Origin of the sequence: Streptomyces acidiscabies (assembly GCF_020010905.1) — a bacterium.
Lineage (GTDB): Bacteria > Actinomycetota > Actinomycetes > Streptomycetales > Streptomycetaceae > Streptomyces > Streptomyces acidiscabies.
Map to the genome: position 1 here is coordinate 1,702,398 of NZ_JAGJBY010000001.1, position 13,004 is coordinate 1,715,401.

The window sequence follows — 13,004 nt, forward strand, 5'->3', positions numbered from 1 at the left end:
CGTCGAACGTCGAGCGTTGTCCCGTGTGTTTGCTGACTTGTGGACTTTGGTCCTACGGGTCTACGCCGGGTGGATGGGGTCGGCAAGAGCGCAAACAGTGTCAAGCGGGTGATTGTGACGGCGTCGTGATGACGGACGGTGCCCTCAGGTCGCCAGCAGGGAGGGCACCTCCGCCGCCGACACCTCCTTCGCCGCCCGCTCCAGCGCGCTCGCCAGCAGCGCCAGGTCCGTCGGCCCGTTGCCCAGTTCGCGGACGGGGCGGCGGGCCGGCGGGTCGCCCATGCGGTGCCACTCCAGGGGCGTGACGGTCGGCCGCAGCGTCGCCGTGCGCGGGATACGGCCGGTGACCCTGCCGCCCTGGAACGGCGCCGTACGGCCGTCCGGCGTGCCGAGCCGCCCCCGGCCCGCCGACGGACCGTCAGCGGCCGTCCCGGGCGCCTCCAGGGCGATCCTGAGCGTCGCCCGGCGCGCGGGCTCCGACTCCGCCGTACGGCCGCCCGGACCGGCCGCCGCCACCAGGTGCACGCCGAGCCGCGCGCCCTCCCGCGCGACGGCCTCCAGCGCGCGCGTGACCGACCCCGCCGAGGGGCGGCCGGGAGAGCCGAGGGCGGGCGAGAACAGCGCGTCCAGGTCGTCGACCACGACGACCAGGCGCGGCAGCGGGGGCGCGGCGTCCGCCTCGCGCCGGGACTTCGCCGCGTTCGGGCGCAGGCGCAGGGTGGTGCTGGGCGGGACGTCGAGGTCGGTGGCGCCGGGGGAGTGGGGGCCGTACGCGGGGGCGGGGTCCGTCGCGGTGCCCCGGGGCGGGGTGGCGGTCTGGGAGGTCAGGGTGCCGCCGGTGCCTCGGGGCGCGGGGGTGCTCTGGACCGCGCCGGTGTGCGCCGGGGCGCTCTGCGCGGGGACGGTGTGGCCGGGCGTGGCGTGCTGGGCTGCCGGGCCCGGCGCGGCTGCCTGGCGCGCGGGGGCCTGGAGGCTCGTCGCGCGCTGGTTCACCAGGTGGCCGGACAGCGTGCGGTGGGTGTGCCAGTCCGTGAAGTCCGTGCGGCCCAGGAGTTCCGCGCGCCGCTTCAGCTCGGCCGTCAGGGACTGCGCGAACTCCCGCATGACCACCGGGTCGTTGGCGGTCAGGTGCGTCGTCACGTGCGGGAGGTCCGTGCACACGCGCAGGCCCTCGCCGGAGCGGCCCAGGCTGTCGCGGCCGTCCATCAGGACGACGCTCAGCCGGTCCGGGCGCTCGGCCGCCGCCAGCGACGCGACGATCGCCCGCAGCAGCTCCGTACGGCCGCTGCCGTCCGGCCCCTCGATCAGCAGGTGCGGGCCGTCGGCCACCAGGTCGGCGGCGACCGGCCCGCGCGCGCCCGCGCCGAGGACGGCCAGCGCACGCCCGCCGACCGCGTCGGCGTCGTCCGCCGCGTCCGCCCAACGGGCCATCAGCGAAGCCGGGGTGGCCCGCGCCAGGCCCAGTTCGTCCAGGAGGCGCGCGGACTGCGGCAGGGGCACCGCCACGCGCGCGTGCTCCTCGCCCGGGGCTGCGTCCGGCCGCAACGGCGCCAGCGCCCGCGCGAACCGCTCGGCCCACGCGGCGGACACGGCGTCCACCGCGCCCACGGTCCCCTCACCCACCGGACCACCGCCCGGCGCCACCCGCACGAGCCGCAGCACCGTCGCCACGTCCCCGCCGAGCAGCCCGACGGCCCCGCACTCCCGCAGCAGCGGCACGACCGCGCACGCGGCCTCGTACGCCCCCGCGACGGGCAGCGTCAGCGACCCCGGGTCCGTCTCCGACAGCACCAGCACATGCACCCCGACCTCGGGCCCGCGCCGCACCAGCCGCCCGAGCGCCTCACGCAGCGCGGGCGTGCCGGGGTCGCCGTCCACGACGACCACCGTGTACGGGCCCGGGAACACGGGCGCGCGGTCCTCCTGCGCCCAGGAGGGCCGGGACCGGGCGGTTGTCTCGGGGGCGTCGGCGGACGCGTGGGCGTGGTGCGAGCCACGGGACTGCGCCGGGAGCGACACGCCGGGCTCGGCGGGAGTGTCGGCGCGGTACGCCGGGTCATCCGCGCGCGGATGCTCGCCGGACCGCCCGCCCGCCCGCGAGGCGTCGCGTTCGTCCAGCCGGTGCAGCAGCTCCCGCACGCGGGCCGTCGCCTGTTCGTGGTCGTGGGCCAGGAGGAGCCGGCAGTCCTGGGAGTGGGCCGGGCGCACGTGCGGCAGCCAGCCGAGCCAGGACCACTCGGCGGCGCGGTCGGCCGACGGGCGGGCGCGGTCGGTGGTGAGGAGGACGATCTCCAGGGTGTCCGGCGAGTGCAGCGCGGCGAACTGCGCGAGGACCGCGCGCGCCAGCCCCGCCAGCCGGGGCCGGGGACCGGCGAGCCCCAGCGCCCCCGCTTCGCGCAGACCGGCGGTGACCGGTACGGCGGGCAGGACGGAGCCCTTGGCCGTCGTACGGTCGGCGGTCGCCAGGCGGACCGTCAGGAACTCGGAGTGCCCCGGGGCGCGCTCCCACAGGCGCGGGCCGGGACCCAGCGCCGTCAGCAGCAGGGCGGCGGGGTCGGGCCAGATCTCGGGGCCGGTCGGGGCGACGACCGACGGCACCTGCTCGGACGTACGGTCCTCGGCGTCGTCCTCCTCCTGCGCCCCCGGCGTGTTCCGGTTCCCGGTCAGCCGCCGCGCCCACGCGGAGAGGCCACCGCGCCGCCGGCCACCCTGCGGGACGTCCTCGGGAGCGCCGTGGACACCGTCGCCCGCGCGCGTGTTCCCCGCTTCGTCCGGGGACGTCGCGAGGGAGCCGATGCCGGAACGGCCGCCGTGGGTCTCGGTGGACGAGCCGGAGGTGGGCCTGAGGACGGGCCGTGCGCCCTTGGGCAGCGTGCCGTCGAACTCGGCGCGCTGTCCCTCGGCTGCCGGACGCCTCTCGATCCCTGGCGCACCCCCTTGGCCCGGAACCGAAGCCCCCGCGCGCGAGGACCCTCCCGAACCCTCAGCACCGCCCGGCGTCCCGTGTGACCCCGCACCCGCGCGCGAGGACCCCCACGCCGGATCGACACCCCCGTACGCGTGCCCCGTCCCGCGCTCGCCCTCCACGCGCGCGTGCGCGACCCGCACATGCCCCTCGCCGTCCGGTGTCGTCGGCATCCGCGACGCGGCCTCCCCGGGCGGAGCCAGCCGGAGGGCGGACTCGCCGATGCGCAGGAGCGCGCCCGGCGGGAAGTGGACGGCGCGGTCGGTGACGCGCGTGCCGTCGAGGGTGGTGCCGTTGGTGGAGCCCAGGTCGGTGACGGTGACGAGGCCGTCGGGGGAGAGGGTGACCGCGCAGTGGACGCGGGAGACGTCCGGGTCGTCGAGCGGGACGTCCGCCTCGGTGGAGCGGCCGACACGGATCTGCCCGCCGTGCAGGAGGTGCACCCCGCCCGCGTCGGGCCCCGCGACCACGTGCAGGCGCGCGGGCGCGGCGTCGATCTCGGGGTGCGCCTCGGGGGCGGCCGGGACGGTCAGGGAGAGGACGGCGCCGTCGGTGAGGGGCGGTTCGCCGAGCGTCGTACGCGTCGCGTCCAGCCGCTGCTCGCCCGCGTACAGGACGACCGCCCCGCTTCCGGGGGCCTCGCCGGTCACGGCCGACGCCAGCGCGGAGGCGACCGCGGCCAGGGCGGTGCCCGCCGGTGCCGTCACCAGCACGTCGCTGCTCGCGGTCCGGCCCCGGGCCTCGGAGACCGGGGCCTGCGGGTCTACGACGGTCAGCCGGATCTGCATCGCCGTCAGCGGTCCCTTCTGCCCCGGGCGCGGGCTTCCCCCGCCCCGCACGAGCGCGTCGGCCAGTACTGGGGGCATCCTCGCACCTGTCACTGACAACGTGCCCGCCCCCGACCGCCGAGTGATCTTGATTGGTCGGCTCTGCCCGCAAAAGTGCCGGACGGACGGTCCGTCGATGATCACTTGAGATCCGTCACGTTTCGGGCCCGGCAACCATCGGACCGCGGAACGCGTCTTTCCGGTGAAGCCGGAGGACTTCCCGGTCTTACCCGGTCATTCGGCGTCAGGATGTTGACAGGCCCTCGAACGCGCGCGGGAGGACGCCCGTACCCATAGCCGGACGACAGCCCCGTCACCGGGTCTCAGCACTACAGTGGTCGGAACATATGCAGGCACATCGGCAATCACCAGGGAGCGCGTGACGTGCGGCCAGTCGGCAGCAAGTACTTGCTTGAGGAGCCGCTCGGACGCGGCGCCACAGGCACCGTCTGGCGTGCCCGCCAGCGCGAGACCGCGGGTGCCGAGGCGGCCGTCGCCGGACAGCCCGGCGAGACCGTCGCCATCAAGGTCCTCAAGGAGGAGCTGGCGAGCGACCCGGACATCGTGATGCGGTTCCTGCGCGAGCGCTCGGTGCTGCTGCGCCTGACCCACCCGAACATCGTCCGGGTCCGCGACCTGGTCGTCGAGGGCGACCTCCTGGCCCTGGTCATGGACCTCGTGGAGGGCCCCGACCTGCACCGCTACCTGCGCGAGAACGGTCCCTTCAGCCCCGTCGCCGCCGCCCTGCTGACCGCGCAGGTGGCCGACGCGCTCGCGGCGAGCCACGCGGACGGCGTGGTCCACCGCGACCTCAAGCCCGCCAACGTCCTGCTGCGCCAGTACGACGGCCAGATGCACCCCCTGCTGACCGACTTCGGCATCGCCCGCCTCGCCGACTCCCCGGGCCTCACCCGCACCAGCGAGTTCGTCGGCACGCCCGCGTACGTCGCGCCGGAGTCCGCCGAGGGCCGCCCGCAGACGTCCGCGGTGGACATCTACGGCGCCGGCATCCTGTTGTACGAGCTGGTCACCGGCCGCCCGCCGTTCGCCGGGGGCTCCGCCCTCGAAGTCCTGCACCAGCACCTGAGCGCCGAACCGCGCCGCCCCTCCACCGTTCCGGAACCCCTGTGGACGGTCATCGAGCGCTGCCTGCGCAAGAACCCCGCCGAACGCCCCGGGGCGCAGTCCCTCGCGCGTGCGCTGCGCATCGTCGCCGAGGGCACCGGCGTGCACGCGAACTCGATGCAGATCGCCGCAGCCGAGGGCGTCGGCCACATCCTCACGCCCGACCCTGCCCCTGCGGCCGTCCCGGGCGCCGACGGCTCCGCCGATCCGACCCAGGTGCTGCCGCACAGCGCACCGGGGGGCGCGTACGACCCGAACGCGGCCACCAGCGTGCTCCCGCACACCGGCGCACCCCCGTACGCGGGCGCCGACCCCACCGCCGTCCTCCCGCCGGTCCCCCCGGGACAGCAGGGCTCCGGCCAGCAGGAGCCGCACCCCTGGCAGAACCAGATGCGCGCCGCGCGCGACCGCAACGAGCAGACGCAGGTCCAGTACCTGGACCCCGGCGAGGACCCGCTGCGCCGCCGCCCCCAGCGACAGGTCGCGCACCCCCAGCACCAGCAGCCGTACCAGCAACCCCCGCAGGGGCCTCCCCAGGGCCCCCCGCAAGGCCGTCAGCAGCGCGGCCCGTCCGCGCAGGCGTACGGCTACCAGCAGCAACAGCCGCCCCAGCAACAGCAGTACGCGCCCCCGCAGCCGCCGCCCCAGCAGCAGCGCTACGCCCCCGCGCCCGCGCCGGAGCGCCGTCAGCCCCAGCGGCCCGCACCCGAACCGCGCGAGCGTGAGCGCGAGTCCCGGGAGCCGCGCCGCCGCAGCGCCAACCCGATGCGCGTCCCCGGGCTCGGCTGCCTCAAGGGCTGCCTGTTCACGATCCTCATCCTGTTCGTCGCGAGCTGGCTGATCTGGGAGTTCTCGCCCCTCCAGGACTGGATCGGGAGCGGCAAGGGCTACTGGGAGCAGCTCAGCGACTGGTTCTCCGGGGTCACCGATTGGCTCGACCGTGTGACGGGCAACTGATCGGCGAGTTTGGGGATTTGTCGACATCCGGCGGGTGATTTCCGCCTCCGCTGTGAAGGTCGGCTCTTCGGACGCGTACGTTTAGCCGCAACACGCGTCGGTAGGAGCAGTCTTGGCACGGAAGATCGGCAGCCGGTACACCGCCCACCAGATCCTGGGGCGGGGCAGCGCCGGCACGGTGTGGCTCGGCGAGGGCCCCGAAGGGCCCGTCGCGATCAAGCTCCTGCGCGAGGACCTCTCCTCGGACGAGGAACTGGTCGGGCGGTTCGTCCAGGAGCGCACGGCGCTGCTCGGGCTCTCCCACCCGAACGTGGTCTCCGTACGGGACCTGGTGGTCGACGGCAACGACCTCGCGCTCGTCATGGACCTCGTGCGGGGCACGGACCTGCGCACGCGCCTGGACCGCGACCGGCGACTCGCGCCCGAGGCGGCCGTCGCGATCGTCGCGGACATCGCCGAGGGACTCGCCGCCGCGCACGCCGCAGGGGTCGTACACCGCGACGTGAAGCCCGAGAACGTCCTCCTGGACATGCAGGGACCCCTCGGGCCCGGCGGGTCCCATCAGGCGCTTCTGACGGACTTCGGCGTCGCGAAGCTGATCGACACGCCGAAGCGCACCAAGGCCACGAAGATCATCGGAACACCCGACTATCTGGCCCCCGAGATAGTCGAAGGGCTCCCCCCGCGCGCGTCGGTCGACATCTACGCGCTCGCGACGGTCCTCTACGAACTGCTCGCCGGGTTCACGCCCTTCGGTGGCGGCCACCCCGGGGCCGTCCTGCGGCGGCACGTCACCGAGTCCGTCGCGCCCCTGCCGGGCATCCCCGACGAACTGTGGCAGCTCCTCGTCCAGTGCCTCGCCAAGGCGCCCGCCTCGCGCCTGCGCGCGTCCGAACTCGCCGCGCGCCTGCGCGAACTGCTGCCGTCCCTCGCGGGGATGCCGCCGCTGGACGTCGACGAGCCCGACACGGAGGCCGACGAGGCCGCCGACGAGCCCGAGCCCGACACCGCCGCCTCCGGCCACGCCGTACGCCGCGGCGCGGTGCCGCTCGTGCCGGGCGCCAAGCCGGACTCGAACCGGGACACGCATACGTCGATGAGGGTGCCGGCCGCCGACGAGCTGGCGGGGGGCGCGCACGGCACCGCCCGCGTCCCGCGCGCCTCCGGCGCACCCCGGCCCGGCTCCGCCCGCAACCGGGCCTCCACGCGCAGGCGCAGGGTGATCATCAGCGTCACCGGAGTCGCCGTCGCCGCAGCTGTGGGCGTGGGCGCCTGGTTCGCGACGTCCGACGGCGAGGCGCCCGCGCGGGAGACGGGAAACTCGTCGCCCTCCTCGCCCTGACCCCCTCCGTACGGCGGCAGCGGCGGCGTTGTCAGTCGTTGCCGTTAGGCTGGGGGCGTGGCAGTCGTCGATGTATCCGAAGAGCTGAAGTCCCTCTCCTCGACCATGGAGTCGATCGAGGCCGTCCTGGACCTCGACAAACTGAGGGCAGACATCGCCGTGCTCGAGGAGCAGGCGGCGGCGCCGTCCCTGTGGGACAACCCGGACGAGGCGCAGAAGATCACCAGCAAGCTGTCCCACCTCCAGGCCGAGGTCAGGAAGGCGGACACCCTGCGCGGTCGGATCGACGACCTCTCCGTCCTCTTCGAGATGGCCGACGAGGAGGACGACCCGGACACCCGCGCGGAGGCCGAGTCCGAGCTCACGGCCGTCCGCAAGGCGCTGGCCGAGATGGAGGTCCGTACGCTGCTCAGCGGCGAGTACGACTCCCGTGAGGCGCTCGTCAACATCCGCGCGGAGGCCGGTGGCGTGGACGCCGCCGACTTCGCGGAGAAGCTCCAGCGGATGTACCTGCGGTGGGCGGAGCAGAAGGGCTACAAGACCGAGCTGATCGAGACGTCGTACGCCGAAGAGGCCGGCATCAAGTCGACGACGTTCGCGGTGCACGTGCCGTACGCGTACGGCACACTCTCCGTCGAGCAGGGCACCCACCGGCTCGTACGGATCTCGCCCTTCGACAACCAGGGGCGGCGGCAGACGTCGTTCGCGGGCGTCGAGGTGCTGCCGGTCGTCGAGCAGACCGACCACGTCGAGATCGACGAGTCCGAGCTGCGGGTCGACGTCTACCGGTCGTCCGGGCCAGGCGGTCAGGGCGTCAACACCACGGACTCCGCGGTGCGGCTCACCCACCTTCCCACCGGCATCGTCGTCTCCTGCCAGAACGAGCGCTCGCAGATCCAGAACAAGGCGACCGCGATGAACGTCCTCCAGGCGAAGCTCCTTGAGCGGCGCCGGCAGGAGGAGCAGGCCAAGATGGACGCGCTCAAGGGGGACGGCGGCAACTCCTGGGGCAACCAGATGCGTTCGTACGTCCTGCACCCGTACCAGATGGTCAAGGACCTGCGCACCGACTTCGAGGTCGGCAACCCCGAGGCCGTGTTCAACGGCGAGATCGACGGGTTCCTGGAGGCCGGAGTTCGCTGGCGCAAGCAGCAGGAGAAGTAGAGCTGTAGGTTTGTCGACAAGGCAATCGCCCCTGGAACGGGGGCGGTTGCCTTTTGTCTGTCGTGGTGTCTGGGTTTTACGTCACACTCACAGATTCCTTCACCCGGCATAGCGTGCGCAGGTGGACATTGCGCGCGCAACGGCCTTGACGGTGCTGTGAAAAATCGGGAGGGTGCAAGCTGGCACGCGTTGTCTGCGAGGCGTATGTGAACCGGGGGACGTGGATCGACTCCGTCCCCCGTCGATCACCGCTTCGACGACGCTGCCCTCCCTGACGAACAGCTACTGGGGGTAGCAGCCATATGACCAAGAAGACGCGCGTCCGTATCGCGCGTATAGCCGCCGGCTCGATCATGGCCGCCGGTGCGTCCCTGACGGTGGCCGGTATCGCCTCCGCCGACCCGAACGACCCGCCGCCGCCGGGCGACGACTGCACGATCGTGATCTGCCCGGACCCGACGACCGGCGGGACCTCGTCCACCGGTGGTTCGTCCACATCGGGCGGCTCCACCACGGGTGACCCCTCCACGACCGGTGGCTCCACCACGGGTGACCCGTCGTCGACCGGTGGTTCGTCCACGACGGGCGACCCCTCCACGACGGGCGGCTCGACCACCACGGGCGGCTCGTCCTCGACCAGTGGTTCGACCACGGGTGACCCCTCCACGACCGGTGGCTCCACCACCACCACGGCCGGTGGCCTGATCTCGATCGGCGGCACGTCCTCCAGCGGCGGTTCGTCCTCGACCGGTGGTTCGTCCACGACGGGCGACCCCTCCACGACGGGCGGCTCGACCACCACGGGCGGTTCGTCCACGACCGGCGGTTCCTCCTCCACGGGTGGCTCGTCGTCGACCGGCGGCTCCACCACGACGACCGGTGGCTCGTCCTCCACGGGTGGGTCCTCCACCACGGGCGGCTCGGGCTCGACCGGTACGAGCGGCTCCACCGGCACCAGCGGGTCCACCTCCGGCGGTCCCAGCACCGAGTCCACCGGAGGTACCGGCACCACCGGCGCCTCCACCCAGGAAGAGGGCAGCTCCGCGCTGACCGACACCTCCTCCTCCGCCTCGTCCTCCTCCGAGGCCACCGCCCAGGGCGGCAACGAGGAGCTCGCCGAGACCGGTGCCGGCCAGACCATGTTCCTGGTCATCGGCGCCGCGACGATGATCGTCGGCGGTGTCGGCTTCCGCGTCCTGCCGCGCCTCGTCGAGGGCCGTGGCGGCGCGGCTGCCTGAGCCAGGCGGCCGTACGTCCCGTAGCTGAAGAAAGAGGCCCGGAGCCGATGCTCCGGGCCTCTCTCGTGTCCTGGGGGCCCGCTAGGCGGTCTGGTGGGCCAGCAGGGCCACCGCCGCGATGAGGACGACGAGCGCGGCGATCAGGGCCGCGGGGCTCAGCGAGCCCAGCCAGTTCTCCTGCTGAAGCCGCTGGCGGTTCGCCCGGCACACCGGGCACCGTCCCTCGCTCACGGGCGCCGCGCAGTTAGCGCACACCAGCCGGTCGTACGTCATGCGCTCGCCCTCCTTCGCACCGGTTCTGCTCTCCACAACGCTCCGGGAAACGGATACGTTCCCGCCTTCTACTGTGCCAGGTTCCCCCCGGACCCGCGCCGGATCGCCCAGGACGAGGGCGGGCGCCCCTTCCCCGCCCGCGCGCAAATACACACAAGCCACACCCAACAGTGACGGCCGCCTGCGCCGCCTCACCCGCTTCGCGTATGGTCACGCTCATCTACCCCCGGCGACCCGTGGTGCACCGTGATCCGATTCGACAACGTCTCCAAGGTCTACCCCAAGCAGACCCACCCTGCTCTCAGGGAGGTGTCCCTGGAGGTGGAGAAGGGCGAGTTCGTCTTCCTCGTCGGCTCCTCCGGCTCCGGGAAGTCGACCTTCCTGCGGCTGGTCCTGCGCGAGGAGCGGTGCAGCCACGGCCAGGTGCACGTCCTCGGCAAGGACCTCGCCCGGCTGTCCAACTGGAAGGTGCCGCAGATGCGCCGCCAGCTCGGGACGGTCTTCCAGGACTTCCGGCTGCTGCCGAACAAGACGGTCGCCGAGAACGTCGCCTTCGCGCAGGAGGTCATCGGCAAGTCGAAGGGCGAGATCCGCAAGTCGGTGCCCCAGGTCCTCGACCTGGTCGGGCTCGGCGGCAAGGAGGACCGGCGTCCCGGCGAGCTGTCCGGCGGTGAGCAGCAGCGCGTCGCCATCGCGCGCGCGTTCGTCAACCGCCCCAAGCTGCTGATCGCGGACGAGCCGACCGGCAACCTCGACCCGCAGACCTCCGTCGGCATCATGAAACTGCTCGACCGCATCAACCGGACGGGTACGACGGTCATCATGGCGACGCACGACCAGAACATCGTCGACCAGATGCGCAAGCGCGTCATCGAGCTGGAGAAGGGCCGCCTCGTCCGCGACCAGGCCCGCGGCGTCTACGGCTACCAGCACTGACCGTCCCCAGGTCCCACGGAAAGGCTTGAAGCGCCATGCGCGCCCAGTTCGTCCTCTCGGAGATCGGTGTAGGTCTCCGCCGCAACCTGACGATGACCTTCGCGGTCATCGTCTCCGTGGCCCTCTCGCTGGGTCTCTTCGGCGGCTCGCTGCTGATGAGCGACCAGGTCAGCACGATGAAGGGCTACTGGTACGACAAGGTCAACGTCTCGATCTTCCTCTGCAACAAGAGCGATGCCGAGTCCGACCCCAACTGCGCCAAGGGCGCGGTGACCACGGACCAGAAGCAGCAGATCAAGACCGACCTGGAGAAGATGTCGGTCGTCCAGACGGTGACGTACGAATCGCAGGACGAGGCGTACAAGCACTACAAGGAACAGTTCGGCGACTCGCCGCTGGCCGCGTCCCTCACGCCGGACCAGATGCAGGAGTCGTACCGGATCAAGCTGAAGGACCCGGAGAAGTACCAGGTCATCGCGACGGCGTTCAACGGGCGCGACGGTGTGCAGTCCGTACAGGACCAGAAGGGGATTCTGGACAACCTCTTCGAGCTGCTGAACCTGCTGAACGGGGCGGCGCTCTGGGTGATGGCGCTGATGCTGCTCGTGGCGCTGATGCTGATCGTCAACACCGTGCGCGTCTCCGCCTTCAGCCGTCGGCGTGAGACGGGGATCATGCGGCTGGTCGGCGCCTCCGGGTTCTACATCCAGGCGCCGTTCATCGCTGAGGCGGCCGTCGCCGGGTTCATCGGCGGGGTGCTCGCCTGTGTCGGTCTGACGCTCGGCCGGTACTTCACGATCGACCACGGCATGGCTCTCGCACAGAAGATGAAACTCATCAACTTCATCGGCTGGGACGCCCTGTTGACGAAGCTTCCGCTGATCCTCGCGGCGAGTCTGCTGATGCCCGCCCTTGCCGCCTTCTTCGCGTTGCGCAAGTACCTGAAGGTGTGACACATGCCAAGAGGGCCGTACGGACAACTGCCCGTACGGCCCTTTCGCTTCCCCTAGACTCACGGCCATGTCAGGCCCCGACCTGTTCTCGCAGCCCCGCCGCTTCGGCCGCGGGGCCGCCCTGACCTTGGTGTTCGCGAGCGTGCTGGTGGCGGGGGCCGCGACGGGATCGCTGCCCCAGGGGGGCGAGGAGGCGGGGGTGGCCCGGTCGGTCGGCCCCGACGCGCGCGGGCAAGTGGCGAGGGCGGCGGCCGACGCGATGGCCGCGGGCAAGTCCCCCACGGAGGCCGCCGAGCGCGCGGTGAGCCGCAGCGGGGACCGCTGGGCGGCCGTCTACTCGGAGGGCGAGTTCGAGGAGTTCGAGCAGTCCCTCGACGGCGAGTACACCGGCGTCGGGCTGTGGGCGCGCCGCGAGTCCGACGGCGGGATCGCCGTCAGCAAGGTCAGCGGCGGCTCGCCCGCGCAGGCGGCCGGCATCCGCGCGGGCGACCGCCTCACGAGCGTCGACGGACGCGCCGTGGACGGGCTGCCGGTCACCGACGTCCTGTCCCTGCTGCGCGGCGACGCGACCGACGCGCCCGCGGGTACGGCCGTACGGCTGGGGCTGTCGCGCGGCGCGCGCGCGTGGGGCGAGACGGTACGGCGCGCGACGCTCTCCACCGAACCGGTGGCCGTGCAGAAGATCGCCGGCGGGGGAACTCTTGTTCGAGTCTCCGCGTTCACCAAGGGAGTGGGCGAGGCGGTACGGACCGCCGTGCGGGAGGCGTCGGGAGGCGTGGTGCTGGATCTGCGGGGGAACTCGGGCGGGCTGGTCACCGAGGCGGTCGGTGTCGCCTCGGTCTTCCTGGACGGCGGCCTGGTCGCGACGTACGACACGGACGGCACCGAGCACGCCCTGCACGCGGACGCGGGGGGCGACACCACCAGACCCCTGGTCGCGCTCGTCGACGGCGGCACGATGAGCGCGGCCGAGCTGCTGACCGGGGCGCTCCAGGACCGGGGGCGCGCGGTCGTCGTCGGCAGCCGTACGTTCGGGAAGGGCTCGGTCCAGATGCCGACGCGGCTGCCGGACGGGTCGGTCGCGGAGCTGACGGTGGGGCACTACCGGACGCCGTCCGGGCACGCGGTGGACGGGGTGGGGATCACCCCGGACCTTGAGGTGGAGGCTGGGGTGCTGGAGCGGGCGGAGCGGGTGCTGAGCGGGTCGGGGCGGACGCGGTAGGG

Annotated in this window: 9 protein-coding genes; 7 read left to right on the forward strand and 2 right to left on the reverse strand. The window is 73.0% G+C overall.

The window, feature by feature from the left end:
• Nucleotides 1-144 precede the first annotated feature (144 nt).
• A complete protein-coding gene (locus tag J8M50_RS08080; RefSeq protein ID WP_223786292.1) occupies nucleotides 145-3,753 on the reverse strand; it encodes an FHA domain-containing protein in 3,609 nt (1,202 codons plus the stop codon).
• 423 nt (nucleotides 3,754-4,176) lie between these two features.
• On the opposite strand from J8M50_RS08080, the gene J8M50_RS08085 reads away from it, so the two are divergent.
• From J8M50_RS08085 to J8M50_RS08100, 4 genes are all read left to right on the forward strand, one after another.
• Nucleotides 4,177-5,874, forward strand: a complete 1,698-nt coding sequence (locus J8M50_RS08085) for a serine/threonine-protein kinase (RefSeq protein ID WP_010355977.1) — start codon at nucleotides 4,177-4,179, stop codon at nucleotides 5,872-5,874.
• 112 nt (nucleotides 5,875-5,986) lie between these two features.
• Complete coding sequence (locus J8M50_RS08090; protein ID WP_010355976.1) at nucleotides 5,987-7,216, forward strand: serine/threonine-protein kinase; 1,230 nt, start codon at nucleotides 5,987-5,989, stop codon at nucleotides 7,214-7,216.
• A gap of 57 nt (nucleotides 7,217-7,273) precedes the next feature.
• A complete protein-coding gene (prfB, locus tag J8M50_RS08095; protein ID WP_010355975.1) occupies nucleotides 7,274-8,380 on the forward strand; it encodes a peptide chain release factor 2 in 1,107 nt (368 codons plus the stop codon).
• A gap of 302 nt (nucleotides 8,381-8,682) precedes the next feature.
• Nucleotides 8,683-9,618, forward strand: a complete 936-nt coding sequence (locus tag J8M50_RS08100; protein ID WP_010355974.1) for a hypothetical protein — start codon at nucleotides 8,683-8,685, stop codon at nucleotides 9,616-9,618.
• An 81-nt stretch (nucleotides 9,619-9,699) separates the two neighbouring features.
• Here J8M50_RS08100 and J8M50_RS08105 read toward each other — a convergent pair whose 3' ends face one another.
• Nucleotides 9,700-9,891 carry a hypothetical protein gene (locus J8M50_RS08105; RefSeq protein ID WP_010355973.1) on the reverse strand — a complete coding sequence of 64 codons (192 nt, stop codon included), beginning with the start codon at nucleotides 9,889-9,891 and terminating at the stop codon, nucleotides 9,700-9,702.
• A gap of 246 nt (nucleotides 9,892-10,137) precedes the next feature.
• On the opposite strand from J8M50_RS08105, the gene ftsE reads away from it, so the two are divergent.
• The 3 genes from ftsE to J8M50_RS08120 all read left to right on the forward strand — a co-directional run bounded on the left by ftsE (nucleotide 10,138) and on the right by J8M50_RS08120 (nucleotide 13,002).
• A complete protein-coding gene (gene ftsE / locus J8M50_RS08110; RefSeq protein WP_010355972.1) occupies nucleotides 10,138-10,827 on the forward strand; it encodes a cell division ATP-binding protein FtsE in 690 nt (229 codons plus the stop codon).
• 35 nt (nucleotides 10,828-10,862) lie between these two features.
• The gene (gene ftsX, locus J8M50_RS08115; RefSeq protein ID WP_010355971.1) at nucleotides 10,863-11,780 is read left to right on the forward strand and encodes a permease-like cell division protein FtsX; all 918 of its coding nucleotides are present in this window, start codon (nucleotides 10,863-10,865) and stop codon (nucleotides 11,778-11,780) included.
• A gap of 67 nt (nucleotides 11,781-11,847) precedes the next feature.
• Entirely contained in the window at nucleotides 11,848-13,002 is a 1,155-nt protein-coding gene (locus tag J8M50_RS08120) for a S41 family peptidase (RefSeq protein ID WP_010355969.1), read from the forward strand.
• The last annotated feature ends 2 nt before the right edge of the window (nucleotides 13,003-13,004 follow it).

What these genes read in the sequence shown, in the direction of transcription:
- J8M50_RS08080 (WP_223786292.1), bottom strand. Translation starts at nt 3,753, where the DNA reads ATGCAGATCCGGCTGACCGTCGTAGACCCGCAGGCCCCGGTCTCCGAG.
- J8M50_RS08100 (WP_010355974.1), top strand. Translation starts at nt 8,683, where the DNA reads ATGACCAAGAAGACGCGCGTCCGTATCGCGCGTATAGCCGCCGGCTCG.
- J8M50_RS08105 (WP_010355973.1), bottom strand. Translation starts at nt 9,891, where the DNA reads ATGACGTACGACCGGCTGGTGTGCGCTAACTGCGCGGCGCCCGTGAGC.
- ftsX (WP_010355971.1), top strand. Translation starts at nt 10,863, where the DNA reads ATGCGCGCCCAGTTCGTCCTCTCGGAGATCGGTGTAGGTCTCCGCCGC.
- J8M50_RS08120 (WP_010355969.1), top strand. Translation starts at nt 11,848, where the DNA reads ATGTCAGGCCCCGACCTGTTCTCGCAGCCCCGCCGCTTCGGCCGCGGG.